The sequence below is a fragment of the Microbispora sp. CA-102843 genome (genome assembly GCF_050936215.1).
Taxonomy (GTDB): domain Bacteria; phylum Actinomycetota; class Actinomycetes; order Streptosporangiales; family Streptosporangiaceae; genus Microbispora.
On record NZ_JBNJNF010000001.1, the window covers coordinates 6,513,433 to 6,534,496 of the forward strand.

Genomic DNA, 21,064 nt, shown 5'->3' on the forward strand with positions numbered 1-21,064 from the left:
GGATGCCCTATCGATGCTGATCAGAGGTTGAAGTACTTCATGGCGGTGCCCATGTCCTTGTCACCGCGGCCCGACAGGTTCACCAGGATGACGGCACCGGGGCCGAGCTCGCGGCCCAGCCGCAGCGCGCCCGCGAGCGCGTGCGAGGACTCAATGGCCGGGATGATGCCCTCGGTGCGGGCGAGCAGGGCGAAGGCCTCCATGGCCTCCTCGTCGGTCACGCCCTCATAGGTGGCCCGGCCGGTGTCCTTGAGCCACGCGTGCTCGGGGCCGACGCCGGGGTAGTCGAGACCGGCCGAGATCGAGTGCGACTCGATCGTCTGGCCCTCCTCGTCCTGCAGGACGTAGGTGCGGGCGCCGTGCAGCACGCCGACGCTGCCCTCGGTCAGGGTCAGCGCGTGCTCGCCGGTCTCCACGCCCCGGCCGCCGGCCTCGTAGCCGTACAGCCGGACGCCCTCGTCCTCGATGAAGGCGTGGAAGACGCCGATGGCGTTCGACCCGCCGCCGACGGCGGCGCAGACCGCGTCCGGCAGCTCGCCGGTGAGCTCCAGCACCTGGCGGCGCGCCTCGACCCCGATGATCCGGGCGAAGTCCCTGACGATCTCGGGGAACGGGTGCGGCCCGGCGACCGTGCCGAACAGGTAGTGGGTGTGGTCGACGTTGGTGACCCAGTCGCGGAACGCCTCGTTGATGGCGTCCTTGAGGGTCTGGCTGCCGTTGGTCACCGGCACGACCGTCGCGCCGAGGAGCTTCATCCTGGCGACGTTGAGCGCCTGGCGCTCGCAGTCGACGGCGCCCATGTAGATGACGCACTCCAGGCCCATCAGCGCCGCGGCGGTGGCGGTGGCGACGCCGTGCTGACCCGCGCCGGTCTCCGCGATGACGCGCCGCTTGCCGAGCCGCTTGGTCAGCAGGGCCTGGCCGAGCACGTTGTTGATCTTGTGGGCGCCGGTGTGGGTGAGGTCCTCGCGCTTGAGCAGGATCCGCGCGCCGCCCGCGTGCTCGGCGAAGCGCGGCACCTCGGTCAGCGTCGTGGGACGGCCGGCGTACGTGCGCAGCAGGTGGTCGAACTCGCGCAGGAAGTCCAGGTCGGTCTTGGCCTTCTCGTACTCCGCGGCGACCTCGTCGAGGGCCGGGATGAGCGCCTCCGGCACATACCTGCCGCCGAACCTGCCGAACTTGCCGTGGACGTCCGGGTCGTCGCCGCGGACCCCGTTGCCGGCCAGATCGGCGGGGGTGATGATGGTCCCTTCCGTCGGGGTCACGCGGCCTCCCTCTGCAGCGCTGTCGTTCACGAGTGCCTCTCGGAGCCGCTGTCCTGCCGCGAGGCAGGGTGGGCGCCCGCGGTCACCAGGTCGTTGACCGCCGCCTTGGGGTCCCTGCCGGTGACCAGGCTCTCGCCCACCAGCACGGCGTCCGCGCCCGCCCGCGCGTACGCGAGCAGGTCGTGCGGGCCGCGCACCCCGGACTCGGCGATCTTGATGACGCCGTCCGGCACCTTGGGCGCGAGCTTGGCGAACACCTCGCGGTCCACCTCGAGCGTCTTGAGGTCGCGGGCGTTGACACCGATGATCTTCGCGCCGGCCTCGACCGCGCGGCCCAGCTCCTCCTCGGTGTGCACCTCGACGAGCGGGGCGAGCCCGATCGACTCGGCCCGCTCGATCAGCGAGACGAGCGCCGGCTGGTCGAGGGCCGCCACGATGAGCAGGGCGAGGTCCGCGCCGTGCGCCCTGGCCTCCCACAGCTGGTAGGAGGTGACGATGAAGTCCTTGCGCAGGACGGGGATGTCCACGGTCGCGCGCACGGCCGCGAGGTCGTCGAGCGTCCCGCCGAACCTGCGCCGCTCCGTCAGCACGCTGATGACGTGGGCGCCGCCCTCCTCGTAGTCCGCCGCGAGGGCGGCGGGGTCGGCGATGGCGGCGAGCGCGCCCTTCGAGGGGCTCGACCGCTTCACCTCCGCGATGACCGACACCCGGTCGCCGCCGAGCGCGGCGTAGGCGTCCCGGGGCTCGGAAGCGCGGGCGGCGAGCCGCTTGAGCTCCTCGATCGGCACGTTGCGCTGCCGCTCCTCGAGGTCCTCCCGCACGCCCAGGATGATGTCCTCAAGAACACTCACGCGTCCTCCTCGCCTTCGGCTCGGAGCTCGCGCGATTTGCCTGTCCGCTCGCTCACGCGTAAGGGTCCCTCCGGTCGGCTGCTCTGCGTGTCCTGCCCTGCGATGGTATCGGCCCGTCTCGCGTCGATCCGCCACCGGGTCGATTCACGGTGCGAGGAATTGCCCGAAAGGCGTATTACGCACCACCCAGAAGACGGCCGCGACGGCGAGGAGTCCCCAGAGGTACGCGGGGCGCGCGATGTCTAGGCGCACGGGCCGTCCCTGCCATGATCGTAACGCCCAACGGGCCCACAAGGTGATTACGACAGGGACGCAGAAGACAAAGAGCAGGTTCATCCGCGCCGCCCCGGCGAGGTCGGCGTGGGCGAGGTCGTGCACGGCGCGCAGCGCGCCGCACCCGGGGCAGTACAGGCCGGTCAGGTAATAGAACGGGCAGACGGGGTAATGACCCGGCTCGTGCGGGTCGACCACCGCCAGGTACGTCACCGCCGCGGCCAGAACGGCCGCGGCGCCGAACGGCGCGCGCAGCGACCACACCCGGTCCCGCGCGCGCCGTCCGGTCACGTCCATACGGGTCAGCCTAACGCGGGGCGCGCACGACCACGGTGCCGACGATCTTGTCGGCGAAGGTCTGCCGCTTGGCGTCCCAGAGCGGCCACAGGTAGCCGATGTAGCAGGGCAGGCCGTCCACGATGTGGCAGATGTACCGGACGACGGCCATGCCGAATCCGATGTACTCGCCGGTCTGCTCCTTGACCGTCTGGATGCCGACGACCTTCTTGCCCACCGTCTGGCCGGTCGTGCCCTCCTTGTGCTTCAGCCACAGGCCGAGGCCGAGGCCGACGACGATGGCCACGAGGGAGAGCACCAGGCCGATCCCGAAGCCGGAGCTGACCTGACCGGTCTCCTGGTCCACCGAGCCCGCGCTCAGGGCGCTGCCGATAATGCTCAGGATCCAGGTGGGGACGCCGACGATGAGGCCGTCGATCAGCGTGGCGCCGACGCGCAGACCCCAGTGCGCGAGCTCGGGGGCCGGGTAGCCGCCGGCAGGCGGGCCGTACGCGCCGCCGTACTGGCCGCCGTACTGGTCACCGGCGGGCGGGGCCGGGTACGAGCCCTGCGGCGGCGGGTAACCGCCCTGCTGCGGGTAGCCGCCCTGGGAAGGCGGCGGGTAGCCGCCCTGCGGCGGCGGATACCCGCCCTGCGGGCCGGGCTGGTTCTGGGGGTTACCACCCGGGTTGTAGCCCGGGTCGTTGCCGTACGTCATGTGGTGCTCCTGCGTGAGTGGGGGAAAAGGAGTCTCGAATCTTCTTCAGCGCGACGAGACCGGAGACGACCACGAAGATCCGCGGAGCACCGCATGGGGACGGGCCGGGGATGCCGGGGAGGAGCGACGCGACGGCCGTGCCGTTCCCACTGGCGCCGGAGGGTGGCCGGCGCCGGTGCGGACCGGCAGGAGCGGACGGCGATGGCCGCCGGAGGTCGGCGGCCGGTCACCCCGGCCGGACGAGCAGCCATGGCCGCCCGTGCCGCCCGGCCGACTCCCGTGGCTCATGCGGTCTCCTGCTCGGTGATCAGAGGTCGGCGCGAAGCCTATCGGCAGCGGGGCACCCGGTCCGGGCAGTAATCAGGTTTGTGGACAATTTGTAACCTGAGGTGGGAACGATCCAAAGCGCGGGGAGGACGCTCCCCCGCCGGCGAACCGGCTACGCGGTGGGATCCTCGCCCTCGTCGATCGCGTCCCACATCGCCCTGTCGGCGTCCTTCACCCGGGCGGCTCCGCCCGTGCCCGCACTCCCGGCCCCCCGCTCGTACCTGCTCGACATGCCGGGCCAGCGCGCGCTCAGGACCGCCGCCGCCGCGCCCGCCCCGGCCAGGACGAGCCCGCCCACGGCGGCCAGCACCGGCCAGACCCAGGCGCGCGACTCCACGGAGATGTGACCGGCGGACGTCACCGCGGTCGTCATGTGCCCGGCGGCCGCGGCGGCGATCGTCCCGCCGCGCGTGCCGTCCCACGCCCCGGCCGCGACCGCCACGCCCAGGAGGGCGACGACCACGCTCGTCGCCCGCCGCGCGACCCCCCGGGTCGCCAGTACGGCCAGCACGGCGGCGAGCGCGGCCAGCGCCGCTGGGGTGAGCCAGGCGACCAGGTCGTCGCCGGTGAGGGAGCCGCCGCCCGCTCCGGCGGGGCTTCCCGCCGTGCCGAGCGTGACCCACACGCGGCCCGCGGCCAGCAGCGCGAGCCCGCCGCCCACGACGCAGGCGGCCAGCCAGGCGAGCAGCGGGCGCCGCGCCGTACGCGCCTCGTCGCGGGCGGGCGCGGGGGCGGTCACGGAGCGCCGATCACGTCGAGGACGTCGGCGTCGAAACAGGTGCGGTCGCCCGTGTGGCAGGCGGCCCCCACCTGGTCGACCTTGAGCAGGATCGTGTCGCCGTCGCAGTCGAGCGCCACGTGCTTGACCCACTGCACGTGGCCCGAGGTGTCGCCCTTCACCCAGTACTCCCCCCGGCTGCGGGACCAGTAGGTCGCCCGGCCGGTGGTGAGCGTGCGGTGCAGCGCCTCGTCGTCCATCCAGGCGAGCATGAGCACCTCGCCGGTGTCGTGCTGCTGGACGATCGCGGGCACCAGGCCGTCCGGCGTGCGCTTGAGCCGGTCGGCGATCTTCGGGTCGAGGGCCATAGGGCCAATTGTGCCGCAGGGCCCGGCCGCCCCCGCCGCCGCGCCCTGCCTCCCCCCGCTGCGCTATCCGGCCCCGCCGGCCGTCGTGGTCACCAGCGACAGCGGCAGGTCGCCCACCCGGCGTACGGCGTGGTCCCCGTCGCGCGGGCCGCCCCGGTAGACCGATCCCGCGACCCAGCTCGCGGTGTTGGACGCGATGACCCGGCCCTCGGCGTTGACCAGGAACGCCGGACCCGGGATCTCCCGCAGCGCCGGGAGCACCGCGGCCTCGAACCGCCGGACGAACACGTCGGCCGCCGCCACCCCGGCGAAGCTTCCCCCGGCCAGCACGGGCACCGACAGCGTGAGGCTGTACTCGTCGGTGCACAGATAGTCGACGTACGGGCCGCAGATCGTGCGCTCGGCGCCGGAGAACGGGCCGGCGTACCAGTCCCAGTGGGTGTAGTCGTAGAAGGCGCTGCTCGCCGGGTCCATGTCCCGCAGCAGTTGCACGGGGTCGCCGGAGGGGTTCTCCTGCCACCATTCGAGATACCACGGCGCGTCGGCCAGCAGACCGGGCGCGGCGATGAAGCCGATCCCCGCGATCAGCGCCGGCAGATGGGCCGGCAGATGGGCGGGCAGGCGGGCGGACAGCGCGCCGCCGCGCAGCCGGGCCCACAGCAGCGGGCGCAGCGCCGCGAGGTCGGCCACGACCGGGTGGCGCGTGCCGCCCGCGGGCAGGACGCAGGCGACGGCGGCGTCGCGGACCTCGCGCAGCGCCTCGAAGACGCCCTCGGCCGTCTCGCGCACCCGCGCCGTCGCCGCGGCGGCGTGGTCGTGCCCGGCCTGCACAAGTGACGCCGGTGTGCTCATGCTTGTTACTCCCGCAGCCGCAGCCGAAGCTCGATGAGGTGTCGTGTCGCGTCGAGCACATGCCGCTCGGCGACGGCCCTGGCCTGCTCGCCGTCGCCGCGCTCGACGGCCCCGGCGATGGCGCGATGCTGTGCCGCCGTCTCATCGTGCCCGCTCAGGCCCTCATGCGGAAGCCAGAGCAACGGTCCGATGTCAGCCTGTAACCGGATCTCCTCCTGAGTGAGGCGGGCCGACTGCGAGGCCGCCGCCACCTCGATGTGGAAGCGGCCGTCGAGCCTGCGCAGCCGCGCGCACGCCTCACCGGGAGACCCGGCGGCATCCGGCGCGGCGGCGACGATGTCCATCTCGTCCAGGGTGCGCCACAGGGGCGCGACGTCCGAGGGCAGCGAGCGCTCGGCGGCGAGCCGGGCCGCCGTCCCGGCGATGGCCGCGTAGTGGTCGCCGAAGTCGCGCAGTTCGTCGGCCGCGAACCCGCGCAGCCGCGCCAGGGGGTCGAGCTCGGCGGGCAGGCGTACGAAGCTGCCGCCGCCCCGGCCGCGCCGCGTCTCGACCATCCCCCGCTGCCGCAGCGCCATGAGCGCCTCCCGCAGGGTCACGGTGGAGACGCCGAGCCGGCCGGCGAGCTCCGCCTCGCTGGGCAGTTGCTCGCCGTCCGCGAGCAGGCCGACCGCGATCGCGTCGGCGAGCCGCCGGACGACGGCGTCCACCCTGGCGGTGCTGTCCACCGGCGAGAAGACGGCCAGGCGGGCCATGTTCACGGTCGCACTCCTGTTCGCCCAGGCCGTCCGCGACGGTTGACTCCGCGACGGCTCCGCGAAGGTGGACTCCGCGAAAGTTGACAACAGTGATACCGGATCGGGTCTTTACGCGAAACATTTAACTCCATATGTTTCAGGTCATGCCAGACCAAGCAGTCAGTCTCCGCGGCCTGCGCAAGAGCTTCGGGCCGGTCGAGGCGGTGGCCGGGATCGACCTCGACGTCGCCGACGGGGAGTTCTTCGCGATGCTCGGGCCGTCCGGCTCGGGGAAGACCACCGTGCTGCGCATGATCGCGGGGTTCGAGTCGCCCACCGCGGGGACGGTGGAGCTGGGCGGGCGCGACGTCACGCGGCTCGCGCCGTTCGAGCGGGACGTGAACACGGTCTTCCAGGACTACGCGCTGTTCCCCCATATGAGCGTGCTGGACAACGTCGAGTACGGCCTGCGGGTGAAGAAGGTGCCCAGAGCCGAGCGGCGCGAGCGGGCGCTCGCCGCGCTGCGCTCGGTGCGGCTCGAGGGCTTCGAGAAGCGGCGCCCGGCCCAGCTGTCCGGCGGCCAGCGCCAGCGGGTCGCCCTGGCCCGCGCGCTGGTCAACCGGCCCCGCGTGCTGCTGCTCGACGAGCCGCTCGGCGCGCTCGACCTCAAGCTCCGCGAGGAGATGCAGGTCGAGCTGAAGGCGATCCAGCGGGAGGTCGGCATCACGTTCCTGTTCGTGACCCACGACCAGGAGGAGGCGCTGACGATGAGCGACCGGATCGCGGTGTTCAACCAGGGCAGAATCGAGCAGGTCGGCACCCCCGCCGAGGTGTACGAGCGCCCGGCCACCGCCTTCGTCGCAGGGTTCGTCGGCACCTCCAACCTCATCTCCGGCGAGGCCGCGCGGGCCGTGCTGGGCAGGGAGGGGACCTTCAGCGTCCGGCCAGAGAAGCTGCGCGTCGTGCTCGGCGAGGAGGAGACCGGCCCCGACGAGCACGAGGCCGCCGGCGTGGTCCGCGAGGTCGTGTACGCCGGTCCGGCGACCCGGTTCGTCGTGGACCTCGACGCGGGCGGGCGCCTGATCGCCCTCCAGCAGAACCTGCAGTCGTCGTCCATGGACGTGACGGGCCTGCGCGGCGCACGCGTCCGCCTCGTGTGGCACCGCCGGCACGAGTTCCTCATCGACGCCCCCGCCGAGCCGGTCGCCGCCGGCTGACCCCGCCACCGCGCCCACAGCACCACTCACAGCAAGGAGAACCACGATGCGGTCCCCCCGTCCGCGTTTCGCCAGGCCTTCTCTCGTCGTCACCGCCGCGCTGGCGCTCGCCGCCGTCGCGGGCTGCGGCGGCGGGTCGTCCACCGCCACCGGCGGCTCGGGCGCGGCCCCCGGCGGCGGCGCGTTCACGCCGCCGAAGATCGAGGCCCTGAAGTCCCTCGGCTCCGGCGAGGGACAGGTCAACCTCGTCGCCTGGGCCGGGTACGCGGAGGACGGCTCCAACGACCCCAAGGTCGACTGGGTCCACCCGTTCGAGAAGGCCACGGGCTGCACGGTCAACACCAAGACGGCCGGCACCTCCGACGAGATGGTCAACCTGATGAAGACCGGCGAGTACGACGCCGTGTCGGCCTCGGGCGACGCCTCGCTGCGCCTGATCGCCTCGGGCACGGTCGCGCCGGTCAACACCGACCTCGTGCCCAACTACAAGGACGTGTTCGACGGGCTGAAGCTCAAGCCGTGGAACTCGGTCAACGGGGTCGCGTACGGCATCCCGCACGGCCGCGGCGCGAACCTGCTCATGTGGCGCACGGACACGGTGAAGCAGGCCCCCGACTCCTGGGGCGTCGTGTTCGATCCCGGCTCGCCGTACAAGGGCAAGATAACGGCGTACGACTCGCCCATCTACATCGCCGACGCCGCGCTCTACCTGATGTCGGCCAAGCCGGAGCTGGGCATCAAGGACCCGTACGCGCTGGACGACAAGCAGCTCCAGGCCGCGGTCGACCTGCTCAAGCAGCAGAAGCAGAACATCGGCGAGTACTGGTCCGACTACACCAAGGCGGTGCAGTCGTTCAAGTCCGGCGACACGGTCGTGGGCACGACCTGGCAGGTGATCGCCAACCTGGTGGAGGCCGACAAGGCGCCGGTCGAGACGACGCTGCCGAAGGAGGGCTCCACCGGCTGGTCGGACACCTGGATGGTCGCCGCCAAGGCCAAGCACCCCGACTGCGCCTACAAGTGGCTCGACTGGATCATCTCCCCCACGGCCAACGCGCAGGTGGCCGAGTGGTTCGGCGAGGCGCCGTCCAACGCCAAGGCGTGCGAGCAGACCTCCGACAAGTCGTTCTGCGACACCTACCACGCGACCGACGAGGAGTACTTCTCCAAGGTCCACTACTGGACCACGCCGATCGCGCAGTGCCTCGACGGCCGCACCGACGTCACGTGCACCGACTACTCCGAGTGGACCCGGGCCTGGACCGAGATCAAGGGCTGAGCGCACCCCCGGGGGACGGCCGCCCGGCCGTCCCCCTCGGCCGCACGGAGACAAGCCGCACGGAGAGAAGACGATGACGACCATCACGACGACGGCCGCCCCCGCCGGGGTGCGGAGGCGGGCCGCCTCATTCCTGCACCGGCACGCCGGGTTGCGGCTGTCGCTGCTGCTGTCGGCGCCCCTGGCCTGGCTGGGGCTCGCCTACCTGGGCGCGCTCGCGGCCCTTCTCGTCACCGCGTTCTGGTCGACGGACGTGTTCACCGGCGACGTGGTCAAGGTGTTCACCTGGGCCAACTTCACCGACCTGGTCACCGGCGAGGTCTACCGCACGGTCGCCCTGCGCTCGCTCGGGGTGGCGGCGGCGGTCACGCTGATCGACCTGGTGGTGGCCTTCCCCATGGCGTTCGCGATGGCCAAGCTGGCCTCGCCGCGGGCCCAGCGCTGGCTGGTGATCGCCGTACTCACCCCGCTGTGGGCGTCCTACCTGGTCAAGGCGTACGCGTGGCGGGTGATGCTGTCCTCGGACGGCGTGCTCGGCTGGGGCTACGGCCTGACCGCCACGGTGTTGACCTTGTCCTACCTGTGGCTGCCGTACATGATCCTGCCGATCTACGCGGGGCTCGAACGGCTGCCGAACTCGCTGCTGGACGCGGCCGGCGACCTCGGCGCGCGCGGGTGGCGGACCTTCCGCACCGTCGTCTGGCCGCTGACCTTCCCCGCCGCCGTGGCGGGATCGATCTTCACGTTCTCGCTCTCACTGGGCGACTACATCACTGTGAAGATCGTCGGCGGCAAGACCCAGCTCATCGGCAACGTGGTCTACGACAACATCGGCGCGGCCAACAACCTGCCCTTCGCGGCCGCCGTCGCCACCGTGCCCGTCGTGATCATGCTGGTCTACCTCGCGGCCGTACGCCGCACCGGCGCGCTGGAGAACCTGTGAAGGGGGCACCGTGAACCTCTCTCGTACGTCCCGCACGCTGCTGCGGGCGGCGCTGGTGGCCGGCCTGGCCGTCATCTACGTGCCGCTGGCCGTGGTGCTGCTCAACTCGTTCAACTCCGACCGGACCTTCTCCTGGCCGCCCGCCGGGTTCACACTGCGGTGGTGGAGCGCCGCCTGGGACTCGGCCGGCCTGCGCGACGCGCTGTGGACCTCGGTCCAGGCGGGTCTCGGCGCGACCGCGATCGCGCTCGTGCTCGGCACGATGGCCGCCTTCGCCGTGCAGCGCTACCGGTTCTTCGGCCGGGAGACGGTCTCGCTGGTGATCGTGCTCCCGATCGCCCTGCCCGGCATCGTGACCGGCATCGCGCTGAGCAACACCTTCCACACGGTGCTCGGCCTCCCCCTCGGGCTGCTGACCGTGATCGTCGGCCACGCGACGTTCTGCGTGGTCACCGTCTACAACAACGTGCTGGCCCGGCTGCGCCGCATGGGCCTGAACCTGGAGGAGGCGTCGGCCGACCTCGGGGCGGACACGTTCACCACGTTCCGCCTGGTGACGTTCCCGATGATGCGCTCGGCGCTGCTCGCGGGCGGGCTGCTCGCCTTCGCGCTGTCGTTCGACGAGATCATCGTCACGACGTTCACCGCCGGGGCCGGCGTCCGCACGCTGCCGATCTGGATCTTCGAGAACCTGTTCCGGCCCAACCAGGCGCCGGTGGTCAACGTGGTCGCCGCCGCGCTGATCCTGCTGTCGGTGATCCCGATCTACCTGGCCCAGCGCCTGTCCGGCGGCGACCCGCAGACCCACTGAGCACGCGGGAAACCCGGCGTCATCCCGGCACCACCGCCACCGAGGCTATCTCGACCAGCAGGTCCTCGCGGGCGAGCCCGGCCACCACGCACAACGAGTTGATCGGATAGTCCCCCTCCGGGAACCACTCGGCGAAGACCTCGCCGATGCCGCGGCGCACGCCGGGAAGCGCCTCCCGGCTCGCGACCATCGTGAACAGCGAGACCAGCCCCTCCGCCGGGGTGCCTCCGGCGTCCTCGACGACCGCGGCGATGTTGCGCAACGCCTGGACGGTCTGCCCGCACGCGTCCGGGGCGACCGTCCCGTCGGGGGCGTTGCCGACCTGTCCCGCGATGTGCAGGACGACGCCCTCCGGTGAGACGCGCGCCGCATGGCTGTACGCACCGAGGGGCGGGGCGATCCTGTCCGTACTACGCCGCTCGACCAGCACCCGCTTCCCCACGACGTCCTCCATGTCCCGCTCGCTCCCGCCCGTGCCGCCGCCCTGGCGGCGATCTTCTCTCATGAAGTCTGTCAAGATACGCAACGCCTCGCCGAGTACGTCGCGGCGTGGATCAGCCGTCCGCGCCCGTCAGGGACCGCAGGCAGGGTCGCAGCAGTTCGGCGATCTGCTCGGGAGGCGCGTCGCGCAGCTCTTCGAGCTTCAGCAGGTGCCGCCCGAGGACCACGCCGATGAGCACCGCGCTGATCACCGAAGCCCGTACGCCCGCGTCGGCGGCGGGGATGGCCTCGGCGAGCTGCGCCCGGTATCGGGCCGCCCCCTCGGAGGCGGCCTCGGAGGCTCCCGGATGGGTGAGCATCGAGCGCAGGACGGCCAGCGACTCGACCGGCTCGTCGGCCATCGAGGCGGCGAGCCGGTCGAGCAGTTCCTCGACGACCTGTTCCGGCTCGCCTCCGAGAGGCCCGGACGGCCGGGCCCGGGCGACGCTCAGGAAGAGCTCCTCCTTGGAGCCGAAGTAGTGCATGACGAGCCCGGGATTCACCCCGGCGGCCGCGGCGACGGCCCGGATCGTCGTGTCGGCGTATCCCGACTCGGCGAACAGGCGAGCCGCCGCCGCGAGGATCCGCGCCTCGGTCCTGCGGCGTCGCTCCGCCCGCGTCGGGCGGTCTCCGGCCTCGGTCACCGGTCGATTCTACGGCGTGATTGATCTCTTCCTGAATTTCGTTGTACGGTCGTTTAGTAAACGTCCGTTCAACGAATGGAGGGGCCATGGACCGGCCGACCCCGCGAGACGTCCTCGCCCGCAGACGCGCCCTGATCCTCGACGGCGACCTGGACGGCTTCGCCGCGCTGTTCGCCCCCGACGGGGTGATCGAGCTGCCGTTCGCCCCGCCGGGGATGCCCGTGCGCGTCGAGGGCCGCGAGGCCATCCGCGCCTTCTCCTCCGGGCAGGCGGCCGCGGCGATGCGGATCGAGGACATGTGGACCACGAGCGTCTACGAGACGACGGATCCGGAGGTGCTCGTCGTCGAACTCGAGACCAGGACCGTGGTGACCGCGACGGGCGCCCCCTATCAGGCCCGGTCCGTGCAGGTGTTCCGCATCCGCGACGGGCGGATCCTCCTCCTGCGCGACTACTGGAACCCGCTTACCCTCACCGCCGCGATGCGGGCCTGATCAGAGCCGGGGCACTCCAGCCCCACCCGCGAGGCGCTCCTTGAGACCGTCGTCTCGTTCCCCCGCCGAAGGCGCGGCCGCCGATACGCGTCAGCGGGCGGTGGTGGCGGTGGTCCAGGAGGCGTAGAGGTCGGCGTACACGCCGGGCTGCTCGACCAGGACCGCGTGCGGGCCGCGCTGGACGATCCGGCCGTGCTCGAACACCAGCACCTCGTCGGCCGCCTGGGCGGTGGAAAGGCGATGGGCGATCGAGATGGCCGTACGACCGCGGGTGACGCCGTCGAGGGCGCGGGCGAGGCGCACCTCGGTGGCGGGGTCCACGGCGGAGGTGGCCTCGTCGAGCAGCAGCAGGTCGGGGTCGGCGAGGTAGGCGCGGGCGAGCGCGACGAGCTGCCGCTCTCCGGCCGACAGGGACTCGCCCCGCTGGCCGACCGGGGTGTCCAGGCCGGCGGGCAGGCCGTCGAGCCAGTCGGCCAGGCCGAGCTCGGTCAGGGCCCGGGTGATCTCCTCCCGGGTCGCCGAAGGACGCCCGAAGCGGATGTTGTCGGCGAGCGTCGAGTCGAACAGGAACCCGTCCTGCGGGACCATGACGATCCGCTCCCTGAGCGAGGAGAAGCTGACCGTGCGCAGGTCGGTCCCGTCCACGAGGATCCGGCCGGAGGTCGGGTCCATGAGCCGGGTGAGCAGCTTGGCGAAGGTCGTCTTGCCCGAGCCGGTCTCCCCCACCACCGCGAGCCGCGTGCGCGGCGGGATCTCGACCGACACGTCGTGGAGCACCGGCGGTCCGCCCGGGTAGGCGAAGCCCACGCCGTCGAAGCGGACCGAGATCGGGCCGCGCGGCAGCGTCGCGCCGTTCTCCGGGTCGGCCACGTCGGCCGGGGTGTCGAGCACACCGAGGATGCGCCGCCATCCGGCGATCGCGTTCTGCGCCTCGTTCAGCACCTCGGTCGCGGTCTGCAGCGGGCTGATGAACAACGTGATCAGGAACAGGAACGCGATGAGCCGCCCCGCCGTGATCGACTCGGCGACGCCCAGCCAGACCCCGGCCACGACCACCAGCGCGACCGAGATCGAGGCGACCAGCTCGGTGGTCGGGAACGTGAACCCGACGATCTTCTGGGCCCGGGTCTGCGCCGCGCGCATCCCGTCCACCGCCGTGTCGATCCGCTCGGCCGTTCGCTCCTCCGAGCCGTACGCCCGGATCACCGCGCTGCCGACGACCGACTCGCTGACGGCGGCGAGGACGTCGCCGGCGCGCTCGCGCACGCGGGTGTAGGCCCCGGCCACCAGGCGCTGGAACCGGGGCAGAGCCAGCACCAGCGGCAGGAAGCAGGCCCACACGAGCAGCGTGAGCTGCCAGGAGTAGACGGCCATGAGCACGGTCGCCACCACCAGCTGGCCGACGGCCATGATGACCATGAGCCCGCCCCACTGCATGAACGTGCTGATCTGGTCGACGTCGCCGGTCACCCGGGAGACCAGGCCGCCGCGCCGCTCGGTGTTCTGCGTCAGCACCGACAGGTCGTGCACGTGCCGGAAGCCCTTGCCGCGCAGCGTCGCCAGGCCCGACTCGGTGGAGTGGTAGAGACGGACGTTCATCAGATAGCCGCACAGCGCGGTCAGCACCACGGCGAGCGCGCACAGGACTACCGCGTTCCGGATGAACGGCACGTCGGGCACGCCCGACCGCAGGCCGCGGTCGATCACCTGCTGGACCGCGATCGGCACGACGACCTTGCCCAGTGTGGCCAGCACGGCCAGCACGAGCGTCCCGGCGAGGCCGCGGCGGAACTCCGGCGACAGCCGCAGGCCCTGCCTGAGCGTCTCCAGGGCGCCCCGGTCGGCCGACCGGAGGGAGGAACTCTCCCCCGTGGGGGCGTCGGTCACGGCGGTCACCTGACCACACTCCTCGTCAAGGGCTTCGGACCGTGCGTCATGCGACGACCTCCTCATCGGTGTCGAGCTCGGCCCGCTCGGCCTCCTCGCGCTCGTAGGCGGTGACGAGGTCGCGGTAGCCCGCGCAGCGGGCCAGCAACTCCTCGTGCGTGCCGTGGTCGGCGACCACGCCCTGCTCCAGGTAGACGACCTCGTCGGCCAGCGCGATCGTCGCCATCCGGTAGGCGACCACGATCACCGTGGCCTCGGCGGCGCCGTCGCGCAGGCCGTACAGGATGCGCTTTTCGACCTGCGGGTCGACGCTGGAGGTGGCGTCGTCGAGGATCAGCAGCCGGGGCTCGCGCACGACCGCGCGGGCCAGTGCGAGGCGCTGGCGCTGACCGCCCGAAAGCGTCGCGCCGCGCTCGCCGATCCGGGTGTCCAGGCCGGACGGCAGCGCGCTGACGAAGCCGTCGGCCTGCGCGAGCCGCAGCGCGGCCCAGACCCGCTCGTCCGGCACCTGCCCGGCGAGCGCGATGTTGCCGCGCACGGTGTCGTCGAACAGGAACGTCTGCTGCGGGACGAGCGCCACCGAGGCGCTGACCTCGCCCCTTGCCACCTCGCGCAGGTCGACGCCGTCGACGCGGACCGCGCCCTCGGCGGGGTCGATCAGGCGCGCGAGCAGCTGGGTGAGCGTCGACTTGCCCGCCCCGGTCGGCCCGACGACCGCGATCGTACGGCCCGGCGCGACGGCGAAGCTCACGTCCCTCAGCACCGGGTTTCCCGGCACGTACGCGTAGGAGACGCCCTCGGCCTCCACCCGGGCCGGGCCGGAGGCGTCCAGACGGGCGGCGCCGTACTCCATGGAGCCGGAGGCGTCGAGGACGTCCTTGACGCGCGTCCAGCCGACGACGCTGCGCGGCAGCTCGGCGAGCACCCAGCCGAGCGCCCGGATGGGGAAGGCGAGGAGGGTGAACAGGTAGGCGACCTGGATCAGGTCGCCGGCCGCGACGCCGCCGGACTCCAGCCGCAGCGCCCCGACGAGCAGCACGGCCAGCACGCCCAGCGTGGGCAGCGCCTCGAGCATGGGGTCGAACAGCCCGCGGACCCGGCCGACGGCGACGTTCGCGTCCCGCAGCGCGTCGGCCTTCGCCTGGAACCGGGCGGCCTCCGCGTCCTCCCGGCCGAGGGTCTTGACGACGAGCGCGCCGTCGAAGCTCTCGTGCGCGACCTCGCTCACCTCGGCCCGCAGCTGCTGGGCCCGCATCGCGAGCGGTGAGAGCCTGCGCTGGTAGACCAGGTTGAGCACGGCCACGGCCGGGAAGATCAGGAAACCGACCACGGCGAGCACCGGGTCGACCAGCACGATCGCCGCGGCGGCCGTGACGAGCATCACGACCACGCCCACCGCCATCGGCAACGGGGCGAGCGGCGCCCAGGCCGCCTCGACGTCGGAGTTGGCGTTGGACAGCAGCTGCCCGGTCGGGTGGCGGTGGTGCCAGGCGAGGGGCAGCCGCAGGTACTGCCGGGTGACGGCGCGGCGGGAGTGGGCCTGCATGCGGTACTGGTGGATCCCGGCCATGATGCGCCGGCCCATGATCCCCGCGGCCTTGAGCACCGCGACGCCCACGATCAGCAGGGCCGCCGTGACCAGCGTGCCGGTGCTCGCCGCGCCGTCCCGGAACGCCGGCAGCACCGCGTTGTCGGTCGCCCAGCCGAGCGCCCAGGAGGAGGCGACGGTCATCGCGCCGTAGACGGCGCTGGCGAGGACCGCGCCGGTGAAGATCCTCGGCTCGGTTCTGATCGCCACGCCGATGACCTTGAGACCCTGGAGCATGACTGAGCTGCCGGGCCGCGCGGGGGGCTCCTTCGTCGGCACGCGGTGCGTTCCTTCCGATCGGGGGACCAGCCGGGGCCGCTCCCTGTGAGCGTCCCGGAGGGGGACGTTACTCACTTGGGGACGCCACCGGATCGGTCACCGGACCGACGCCACCCAAGCCCTTGGTCCTAGTCGTGTCTCGCAGATCAAGCCAGACACTCCTAGTTACTCCCTATCATCCTGATCAATCCGTTTATTCCTCGGACATGCTCGGCCGCCCGTCCGGACGGGACGGCGGACGCATAGGCTGATCACGTGACACACGCCCAGACGGAGCGCGCGGCGCTCTGCGACCTGCTCGACCGCCTCGGTCCTGAGGCGCCCACGCTGTGCGAGGGGTGGGCGACCGAGGACCTCGCGGCGCACCTCGTCCTGCGCGAGCGCCGGCTCGACGCCGCGCCCGGCATCGCGCTGCCGTTCCTGGCGGGCTACACCGCCGCCGTGCAGGACCGCGTCAAGCGGCGCCACCCCTATCCCGAGCTGGTCGGGCTCGTCCGGCACGGCCCGCCGCGCTGGACGCCGTACGGTCTGGTCCCTCGCCTGGACGAGATCGTCAACACCATCGAGCTGTTCGTCCATCACGAGGACGTGCGCCGGGCCCAGGCCGAGTGGGAGCCTCGCGTCATCCCGAGGGACCTGCAGGAGGCGTTCTGGAACCGGCTGCGCGGCGCCGCCCGGCTCTTCCTGCGCAAGGCTCCGGTGGGGATCGTGCTCCGCCGTCCCGACGGGGCCAAGGCCGCCGGGCGGAGAGCCGAGCCGGCGGTCGTGGTCACCGGCGAGCCGTCGGAGCTGCTGCTGTTCGCGTTCGGCCGGCAGGCGCACGCCCGGGTGACCTACGACGGGGACGCCGCGGCGGTCGCCCGGCTCAAGGAGGCCCGATTGGGGCCATGAGGAGGAAGTCGCGGGACTTGTCCGGAATCCCCCACGTAAACGTCGGGCAATGGGGCAGCATGGGACCAGCGCACGATGTGTGGGAGCGTTTGGGAGCCCCGGATGAACCTCAAAAAGGTCCTGACCTACCTGGCCATCGCGTTCGTGATCTTCTATTTGTTCACGCAGCCCGCGAACGCCGCCGGTGCGGTCAGGAACCTGTTCGGGGGCATCTCCACGGGAGCCGAACGCCTGTCCGCGTTCATCTCCTCGCTCGTCTCAGGTTGAGCCCCCCTCTTCTCAAGCTGAGTCCCGCTCTTTTCAAGCTGAGCCGGGGGCCCGGGCGGGCCCGCGAGGAGTCCGGACCACGCCGCGACGAGGCCGCCGATTCCGCCGTCTCACTATGAGGGCGGAACGGCCTCATGTCCTCTCGGCTAGTTATGATCATTACTGCCGCCGGGTACAAACGACCGGGATACCGACTGCAGGAGGCCCCCCGATGAAGGTGAAGAAGGTTCTTACGTACGCGGCCATCGCGTTCGTGGTCTTCTACCTCTACAGCCAGCCGCAAGCGGCGGCAGGCGCCGTGCGAGGCGTGTTCGACACGGTCAACACCGGAGCCAGCCGACTGGCGACCTTCTTCACCTCGGTCCTGAGTTGAGGCCGCGGACCGCCCGCCCCCGCTCTCCCTCAGGTAACCCCGACCACGACCACAGGCAGCGACAAGCGACAACCGAAACGTAACAACAGTCAGAGCCGCGAGGCTCTCCGCGCACAGGGCCGGCAGGGCATCCGCCCTTGCTCCGCCGGCCTCTCCTTTCGCATCCCCTCATGACCGGCGAGCGGCTCATCCCGGGGCCAATGCCTCTGCCCCCACATCCCGTTCTCACACCCGCCCGTTTCCCAAGGCTCCAGGGAACGGGAGCGGCCGGAGGCGCCGAGCGGCGACATGTTACCCGCGCTGCCGGTGCTCCGTGAGCTCGTACTCCACGAACGCTCCGATCATCGCCCGCCAGACGGCCTCGGCGACCTCCGGAGACAGCCCCTCGCGCTCCGCGCGCTCCCGCGCGGCCGTCACGACCCGCTCCACCCGGTCGGGGGCCCGCACGGCCTGCTCGTCCGTCTTGAAGGCGGCCGCCGCGCGTACGAGCCGCTGCCGCTCCGCCAGCAACGTCGTCAGACGGGCGTCGAGCTCGTCGATCCCGCGGCGGACGTCGTCGAGCGAGGTGGGGCCGGACACATGTTCCTCCTGGAGCGGCGTGATGATCACTGCCAACTCTAGGGGATCATCGGACACAACCGATAAAGGCCACATAATCGCCCATGCCGGTTTTCGCCCACTATCGCCCTATTTGCGGTGATTGGTGTGGACGGTTGCGCGATGTCCGGCTGACCATGGAGGAGGGCGGACTCCGGAGCGCCGCATGATCCCTCGACGGACAGGAGACAGCTATGCGTGCGAAGCGTTTCCCGAGCCTGCTGGGTCTGGCGTTCCTCGCCGCCGTCGGTCTCGCGGCGGCCCAGCCGACCCACGAGGCGTCCGCCGCCACGACCTGCTGGGGCGACCACGGGTGCGGCTCCGGCGGCGCCTTCCAGGGACAGTGGCAGTACCAGTCGATGGCGTCCTCCTCGCTCGGCACCGGCCCGGACGCCTACCCCACCGCGATCGTCGACATCGACTGAGGACCCACCGACCGGGGGCCGGATCCCGGCCCCCGGTGGCGTTCTAGCGGACCGGGTGACCGGCCTCGCGCAGCGCGTCCTTGACCTCGTGGATCTTGAGCTGGCCGAAGTGGAAGACCGAGGCGGCCAGCACGGCGTCCGCTCCGGCGTCCACCGCGGGCGGGAAGTCCTCCAGCCGCCCGGCGCCGCCCGAGGCGATCAGAGGGACGCTCACCGCCGCCCGTACGGCCCGCAGCATCTCCAGGTCGTATCCCGACTTGGTGCCGTCGCCGTCCATCGAGTTGAGCAGGATCTCGCCGACGCCGAGCTCCTCCCCGCGCCGGGCCCACTCCACCGCGTCGATGCCGGTCCCCCGGCGCCCGCCGTGGGTGGTCACCTCGAACCCGGAGGGCGTGGGCGGCCCGTCGACCACCCGGCGCGCGTCCACGGACAGCACGATGCACTGCGACCCGAACCGGCGCGAGGTCTCGGTCAGCAGTTCCGGCCGGGCGATGGCGGCGGTGTTGATGCCGACCTTGTCGGCGCCCGCGCGCAGCAGCCGGTCCACGTCGTCGGCCGACCGCACGCCTCCGCCGACCGTCAGCGGAATGAACACCTGCTCGGCCGTGCGGCGCACCACGTCGAGCATGGTCTCGCGCTCACCCGAGGAGGCGGTGATGTCGAGGAAGGTCAGCTCGTCGGCCCCCTCGGCGTCGTAGCGCGCGGCCAGCTCGACGGGGTCGCCGGCGTCCCTGAGGTTCGCGAAGTTGACCCCCTTGACGACGCGGCCCGCGTCGACGTCCAGGCAGGGGATCACCCGCACCGCTACGGTCATCGCTCAGCCCTCATCGTTGCCGCGTTCCACCGGCCGATACGCCTCGATCTCGACCTCGACCAGCATGCGCTCGTCGACGAGCCCGGCGACCTGCACGCTCGTGCAGGCGGGCCGTACGTCGCCGAAGATCTCGCCATGCGCCTTGCCGACGGCGTCGAAGTCGTCGGCGTTCACCACGTACAGACGGGTGCGCACCACGTCGGCCCGGGTGGTGCCGGCCTTCTCCACGGCGTCCAGCGCGATGGAGAAGGCGGTGAGCGTCTGCTGGTAGGCGTCACCCTCGTGCTGGACCTCGCCGCCCACGGTGGCGGTGCAGCCGGACACGAGCACGTGCGGCCCGGCGACGACCGCGCGGGCGTAGCCGTAACGGTCCTCCCAGGGGCCGCCGGAGGAGATCCGCCCCTCGGGCATTTGGGTACTCATGCGGTCTTCACCGCCGCGAGCGCCTCTTCCAGGGTGAACGCCTGGGCGTACAGCGCCTTGCCCACGATGGCGCCCTCGACGCCGTCCGGCACGAGCGTCGCGATCGCCCGCAGGTCGTCGAGCGAGGACACCCCGCCGCTGGCGACGACCGGGCGGTCGGTCCGCGCGCAGACCTCGCGCAGCAGGTTGAGGTTGGGACCGCGCAGCGTGCCGTCCTTGGTGACGTCGGTGACGACGTAGCGGGGGCAGCCCTCCGACTCCAGCCGGTCGAGCACCTCCCACAGGTCGCCGCCCTCCTGGGTCCAGCCGCGGGCGGCCAGCGTGGTGCCGCGCACGTCCAGTCCCACCGCGATGCGGTCGCCGTGCTCGGCGATCGCCTTGGCGCACCACGCGGGGTCCTCCAGCGCGGCGGTGCCGATGTTGACCCGGCGGCAGCCGGTGCTCAGCGCGGCCTCGAGCGAGGCGTCGTCGCGGATCCCGCCGGACAGCTCCACGTGCACGTCGAGCGCGCCGACGACGGAGGCGAGCAGCTCGCGGTTGCTCCCCCGGCCGAACGCCGCGTCGAGGTCGACCAGGTGGATCCACTCCGCGCCGGCCTTCTGCCAGGCCAGGGCGGCGGCGAGCGGATCCCCGTACGAGGTCTCCGTCCCCGCCTCGCCCTGCACGAGGCGGACGGCTTGGCCGTCGGCGACGTCGACGGCTGGGAGCAATACGAGCGACATGTGGTCATGACCTCCGGTCGAAGACGATGGTGACGAGCACCGGGAGCAGCAGGATCGAGCCGAGGAACACGCCCAGCCGGGCCATCCACGAGTCGAGCAGGATCCAGGCGAGCACCTGGACGAGGAACCACAGCACGACGACGACGGCGTTCTCGGTGCGGCGGCGACGGGCGAGATACCCGCGCTGCCGCGCCACCCGCACCGGCCTGGCCGGCCGCGGCAGCACCGCGGCCACGGCTCCGGCGACGGGCCCGACGAGCCGCTCGCGCATCTCGCGCCGCCTGGCGGCCCTCGCCTCGCGCTCGGCCCGGGCCGCCGCGAGGCGTTCGCGCTCGGCTTCGCGCTCCGCCCTCCGGCGGGCCCGTTCCTTGCTCATCGGGCCTCCCGCTCAGGTCCGGTCACGGCCTGGCCGGCCGTACGCGCCGCGGCCCCGACTCTGGAGACACCGTGTCCACGCACGGGGAACACCGTGTCCTCGGATGGGAGCTGTCGCGTGCCGTCGCCCCCCAGTGTCGCACCGCTGCCTCGAGATTTCGCGTGCCGGACAC

At 72.1% G+C, this 21,064-nt stretch carries 26 protein-coding genes; 9 read left to right on the top strand and 17 right to left on the bottom strand.

Annotated elements, in window-relative coordinates; translation table 11 throughout:
• Positions 1-20 precede the first annotated feature (20 nt).
• The 8 genes from trpB to ACQEVJ_RS30225 form a co-directional block, all read right to left on the bottom strand.
• The gene (gene trpB, locus ACQEVJ_RS30190; RefSeq protein WP_433113047.1) at positions 21-1,241 is read right to left on the bottom strand and encodes a tryptophan synthase subunit beta; all 1,221 of its coding nucleotides are present in this window, start codon (positions 1,239-1,241) and stop codon (positions 21-23) included.
• Between the two features lie 50 nt (positions 1,242-1,291).
• Positions 1,292-2,116 carry an indole-3-glycerol phosphate synthase TrpC gene (gene trpC, locus ACQEVJ_RS30195; protein WP_433106863.1) on the bottom strand — a complete coding sequence of 275 codons (825 nt, stop codon included), beginning with the start codon at positions 2,114-2,116 and terminating at the stop codon, positions 1,292-1,294.
• Positions 2,117-2,260: 144 nt separating this feature from the next.
• Complete coding sequence (locus tag ACQEVJ_RS30200; protein WP_433106865.1) at positions 2,261-2,686, bottom strand: DUF2752 domain-containing protein; 426 nt, start codon at positions 2,684-2,686, stop codon at positions 2,261-2,263.
• A gap of 10 nt (positions 2,687-2,696) precedes the next feature.
• Positions 2,697-3,383: an RDD family protein gene (locus ACQEVJ_RS30205; protein ID WP_433106867.1), complete on the bottom strand. Its 687-nt coding sequence runs from the start codon at positions 3,381-3,383 to the stop codon at positions 2,697-2,699.
• Between the two features lie 439 nt (positions 3,384-3,822).
• Entirely contained in the window at positions 3,823-4,449 is a 627-nt protein-coding gene (locus tag ACQEVJ_RS30210; protein ID WP_433106869.1) for a Trp biosynthesis-associated membrane protein, read from the bottom strand.
• Complete coding sequence (hisI, locus tag ACQEVJ_RS30215) at positions 4,446-4,796, bottom strand: phosphoribosyl-AMP cyclohydrolase (RefSeq protein ID WP_433106871.1); 351 nt, start codon at positions 4,794-4,796, stop codon at positions 4,446-4,448. The genes ACQEVJ_RS30210 and hisI overlap by 4 nt, the downstream gene beginning before the upstream one ends.
• Positions 4,797-4,859: 63 nt before the next feature.
• The gene (locus ACQEVJ_RS30220; RefSeq protein ID WP_433106873.1) at positions 4,860-5,648 is read right to left on the bottom strand and encodes a PDC sensor domain-containing protein; all 789 of its coding nucleotides are present in this window, start codon (positions 5,646-5,648) and stop codon (positions 4,860-4,862) included.
• Between the two features lie 5 nt (positions 5,649-5,653).
• The gene (locus ACQEVJ_RS30225) at positions 5,654-6,400 is read right to left on the bottom strand and encodes a FadR/GntR family transcriptional regulator (RefSeq protein ID WP_433113049.1); all 747 of its coding nucleotides are present in this window, start codon (positions 6,398-6,400) and stop codon (positions 5,654-5,656) included.
• A gap of 146 nt (positions 6,401-6,546) precedes the next feature.
• Between ACQEVJ_RS30225 and ACQEVJ_RS30230 the strand changes: the two genes are divergently transcribed.
• The 4 genes from ACQEVJ_RS30230 (at position 6,547) to ACQEVJ_RS30245 (ending at position 10,632) form a co-directional block, all read left to right on the top strand.
• Positions 6,547-7,599 carry an ABC transporter ATP-binding protein gene (locus ACQEVJ_RS30230; RefSeq protein ID WP_433106875.1) on the top strand — a complete coding sequence of 351 codons (1,053 nt, stop codon included), beginning with the start codon at positions 6,547-6,549 and terminating at the stop codon, positions 7,597-7,599.
• Positions 7,600-7,645: 46 nt separating this feature from the next.
• Complete coding sequence (locus ACQEVJ_RS30235) at positions 7,646-8,878, top strand: ABC transporter substrate-binding protein (protein ID WP_433106877.1); 1,233 nt, start codon at positions 7,646-7,648, stop codon at positions 8,876-8,878.
• A gap of 73 nt (positions 8,879-8,951) precedes the next feature.
• Positions 8,952-9,821 carry an ABC transporter permease gene (locus ACQEVJ_RS30240; protein WP_433106879.1) on the top strand — a complete coding sequence of 290 codons (870 nt, stop codon included), beginning with the start codon at positions 8,952-8,954 and terminating at the stop codon, positions 9,819-9,821.
• A gap of 10 nt (positions 9,822-9,831) precedes the next feature.
• Entirely contained in the window at positions 9,832-10,632 is an 801-nt protein-coding gene (locus ACQEVJ_RS30245; protein ID WP_433106881.1) for an ABC transporter permease, read from the top strand.
• A gap of 19 nt (positions 10,633-10,651) precedes the next feature.
• Here the strand turns inward: ACQEVJ_RS30245 and ACQEVJ_RS30250 are convergent, their stop codons facing one another.
• Positions 10,652-11,137: a RidA family protein gene (locus ACQEVJ_RS30250; protein ID WP_433106883.1), complete on the bottom strand. Its 486-nt coding sequence runs from the start codon at positions 11,135-11,137 to the stop codon at positions 10,652-10,654.
• A 49-nt stretch (positions 11,138-11,186) separates the two neighbouring features.
• Positions 11,187-11,756 carry a TetR/AcrR family transcriptional regulator gene (locus tag ACQEVJ_RS30255; RefSeq protein WP_433106885.1) on the bottom strand — a complete coding sequence of 190 codons (570 nt, stop codon included), beginning with the start codon at positions 11,754-11,756 and terminating at the stop codon, positions 11,187-11,189.
• Positions 11,757-11,842: 86 nt separating this feature from the next.
• Between ACQEVJ_RS30255 and ACQEVJ_RS30260 the strand changes: the two genes are divergently transcribed.
• Positions 11,843-12,250, top strand: a complete 408-nt coding sequence (locus ACQEVJ_RS30260) for a nuclear transport factor 2 family protein (RefSeq protein ID WP_433106887.1) — start codon at positions 11,843-11,845, stop codon at positions 12,248-12,250.
• 90 nt (positions 12,251-12,340) lie between these two features.
• On the opposite strand, the gene ACQEVJ_RS30265 is transcribed toward ACQEVJ_RS30260, so the two are convergent.
• Positions 12,341-14,203, bottom strand: coding sequence for an ABC transporter ATP-binding protein (locus tag ACQEVJ_RS30265; RefSeq protein WP_433106889.1), 1,863 nt, complete (start codon positions 14,201-14,203; stop codon positions 12,341-12,343).
• Entirely contained in the window at positions 14,184-15,962 is a 1,779-nt protein-coding gene (locus ACQEVJ_RS30270; RefSeq protein WP_433113052.1) for an ABC transporter ATP-binding protein, read from the bottom strand. The genes ACQEVJ_RS30265 and ACQEVJ_RS30270 overlap by 20 nt, the downstream gene beginning before the upstream one ends.
• A gap of 297 nt (positions 15,963-16,259) precedes the next feature.
• On the opposite strand from ACQEVJ_RS30270, the gene ACQEVJ_RS30275 reads away from it, so the two are divergent.
• The 3 genes from ACQEVJ_RS30275 to ACQEVJ_RS30285 all read left to right on the top strand — a co-directional run bounded on the left by ACQEVJ_RS30275 (position 16,260) and on the right by ACQEVJ_RS30285 (position 17,535).
• Positions 16,260-16,895, top strand: coding sequence for a TIGR03085 family metal-binding protein (locus ACQEVJ_RS30275; RefSeq protein ID WP_433106891.1), 636 nt, complete (start codon positions 16,260-16,262; stop codon positions 16,893-16,895).
• A 102-nt stretch (positions 16,896-16,997) separates the two neighbouring features.
• Positions 16,998-17,162 carry a hypothetical protein gene (locus ACQEVJ_RS30280; RefSeq protein WP_433106893.1) on the top strand — a complete coding sequence of 55 codons (165 nt, stop codon included), beginning with the start codon at positions 16,998-17,000 and terminating at the stop codon, positions 17,160-17,162.
• 211 nt (positions 17,163-17,373) lie between these two features.
• Entirely contained in the window at positions 17,374-17,535 is a 162-nt protein-coding gene (locus tag ACQEVJ_RS30285) for a hypothetical protein (RefSeq protein WP_357051924.1), read from the top strand.
• A gap of 291 nt (positions 17,536-17,826) precedes the next feature.
• Here ACQEVJ_RS30285 and ACQEVJ_RS30290 read toward each other — a convergent pair whose 3' ends face one another.
• The gene (locus ACQEVJ_RS30290) at positions 17,827-18,114 is read right to left on the bottom strand and encodes a chorismate mutase (protein WP_433106895.1); all 288 of its coding nucleotides are present in this window, start codon (positions 18,112-18,114) and stop codon (positions 17,827-17,829) included.
• 212 nt (positions 18,115-18,326) lie between these two features.
• Here ACQEVJ_RS30290 and ACQEVJ_RS30295 point away from each other — a divergent pair, with 212 nt between their 5' ends.
• Positions 18,327-18,557, top strand: a complete 231-nt coding sequence (locus ACQEVJ_RS30295) for a hypothetical protein (protein WP_433106897.1) — start codon at positions 18,327-18,329, stop codon at positions 18,555-18,557.
• A gap of 43 nt (positions 18,558-18,600) precedes the next feature.
• Here ACQEVJ_RS30295 and hisF read toward each other — a convergent pair whose 3' ends face one another.
• Genes hisF through ACQEVJ_RS30315 form a run of 4 tightly spaced genes read right to left on the bottom strand, consistent with a single transcriptional unit; the run spans position 18,601 to position 20,892 of the window.
• Positions 18,601-19,371: an imidazole glycerol phosphate synthase subunit HisF gene (gene hisF, locus ACQEVJ_RS30300; RefSeq protein ID WP_433106899.1), complete on the bottom strand. Its 771-nt coding sequence runs from the start codon at positions 19,369-19,371 to the stop codon at positions 18,601-18,603.
• A 3-nt stretch (positions 19,372-19,374) separates the two neighbouring features.
• Positions 19,375-19,794, bottom strand: a complete 420-nt coding sequence (locus ACQEVJ_RS30305; protein WP_433106901.1) for a RidA family protein — start codon at positions 19,792-19,794, stop codon at positions 19,375-19,377.
• A complete protein-coding gene (gene priA / locus ACQEVJ_RS30310) occupies positions 19,791-20,516 on the bottom strand; it encodes a bifunctional 1-(5-phosphoribosyl)-5-((5-phosphoribosylamino)methylideneamino)imidazole-4-carboxamide isomerase/phosphoribosylanthranilate isomerase PriA (RefSeq protein WP_433106903.1) in 726 nt (241 codons plus the stop codon). The genes ACQEVJ_RS30305 and priA overlap by 4 nt, the downstream gene beginning before the upstream one ends.
• A gap of 4 nt (positions 20,517-20,520) precedes the next feature.
• On the bottom strand, positions 20,521-20,892 hold the full coding sequence (locus ACQEVJ_RS30315; protein ID WP_139574375.1) for a hypothetical protein: 372 nt from the start codon (positions 20,890-20,892) through the stop codon (positions 20,521-20,523).
• Between the last annotated feature and the right edge of the window lie 172 nt (positions 20,893-21,064).

What these genes read in the sequence shown, in the direction of transcription:
- ACQEVJ_RS30220 (WP_433106873.1), bottom strand. Translation starts at nt 5,648, where the DNA reads ATGAGCACACCGGCGTCACTTGTGCAGGCCGGGCACGACCACGCCGCC.
- ACQEVJ_RS30225 (WP_433113049.1), bottom strand. Translation starts at nt 6,400, where the DNA reads ATGGCCCGCCTGGCCGTCTTCTCGCCGGTGGACAGCACCGCCAGGGTG.
- ACQEVJ_RS30240 (WP_433106879.1), top strand. Translation starts at nt 8,952, where the DNA reads ATGACGACCATCACGACGACGGCCGCCCCCGCCGGGGTGCGGAGGCGG.
- ACQEVJ_RS30315 (WP_139574375.1), bottom strand. Translation starts at nt 20,892, where the DNA reads ATGAGCAAGGAACGGGCCCGCCGGAGGGCGGAGCGCGAAGCCGAGCGC.
- ACQEVJ_RS30235 (WP_433106877.1), top strand. Translation starts at nt 7,646, where the DNA reads ATGCGGTCCCCCCGTCCGCGTTTCGCCAGGCCTTCTCTCGTCGTCACC.
- ACQEVJ_RS30260 (WP_433106887.1), top strand. Translation starts at nt 11,843, where the DNA reads ATGGACCGGCCGACCCCGCGAGACGTCCTCGCCCGCAGACGCGCCCTG.
- ACQEVJ_RS30250 (WP_433106883.1), bottom strand. Translation starts at nt 11,137, where the DNA reads ATGAGAGAAGATCGCCGCCAGGGCGGCGGCACGGGCGGGAGCGAGCGG.
- ACQEVJ_RS30270 (WP_433113052.1), bottom strand. Translation starts at nt 15,962, where the DNA reads ATGCTCCAGGGTCTCAAGGTCATCGGCGTGGCGATCAGAACCGAGCCG.
- ACQEVJ_RS30295 (WP_433106897.1), top strand. Translation starts at nt 18,327, where the DNA reads ATGCGTGCGAAGCGTTTCCCGAGCCTGCTGGGTCTGGCGTTCCTCGCC.
- ACQEVJ_RS30285 (WP_357051924.1), top strand. Translation starts at nt 17,374, where the DNA reads ATGAAGGTGAAGAAGGTTCTTACGTACGCGGCCATCGCGTTCGTGGTC.
- hisI (WP_433106871.1), bottom strand. Translation starts at nt 4,796, where the DNA reads ATGGCCCTCGACCCGAAGATCGCCGACCGGCTCAAGCGCACGCCGGAC.
- ACQEVJ_RS30305 (WP_433106901.1), bottom strand. Translation starts at nt 19,794, where the DNA reads ATGAGTACCCAAATGCCCGAGGGGCGGATCTCCTCCGGCGGCCCCTGG.
- ACQEVJ_RS30205 (WP_433106867.1), bottom strand. Translation starts at nt 3,383, where the DNA reads ATGACGTACGGCAACGACCCGGGCTACAACCCGGGTGGTAACCCCCAG.
- ACQEVJ_RS30280 (WP_433106893.1), top strand. Translation starts at nt 16,998, where the DNA reads ATGAACCTCAAAAAGGTCCTGACCTACCTGGCCATCGCGTTCGTGATC.
- ACQEVJ_RS30265 (WP_433106889.1), bottom strand. Translation starts at nt 14,203, where the DNA reads ATGAGGAGGTCGTCGCATGACGCACGGTCCGAAGCCCTTGACGAGGAG.
- ACQEVJ_RS30230 (WP_433106875.1), top strand. Translation starts at nt 6,547, where the DNA reads ATGCCAGACCAAGCAGTCAGTCTCCGCGGCCTGCGCAAGAGCTTCGGG.
- ACQEVJ_RS30200 (WP_433106865.1), bottom strand. Translation starts at nt 2,686, where the DNA reads ATGGACGTGACCGGACGGCGCGCGCGGGACCGGGTGTGGTCGCTGCGC.
- hisF (WP_433106899.1), bottom strand. Translation starts at nt 19,371, where the DNA reads ATGACCGTAGCGGTGCGGGTGATCCCCTGCCTGGACGTCGACGCGGGC.
- priA (WP_433106903.1), bottom strand. Translation starts at nt 20,516, where the DNA reads ATGTCGCTCGTATTGCTCCCAGCCGTCGACGTCGCCGACGGCCAAGCC.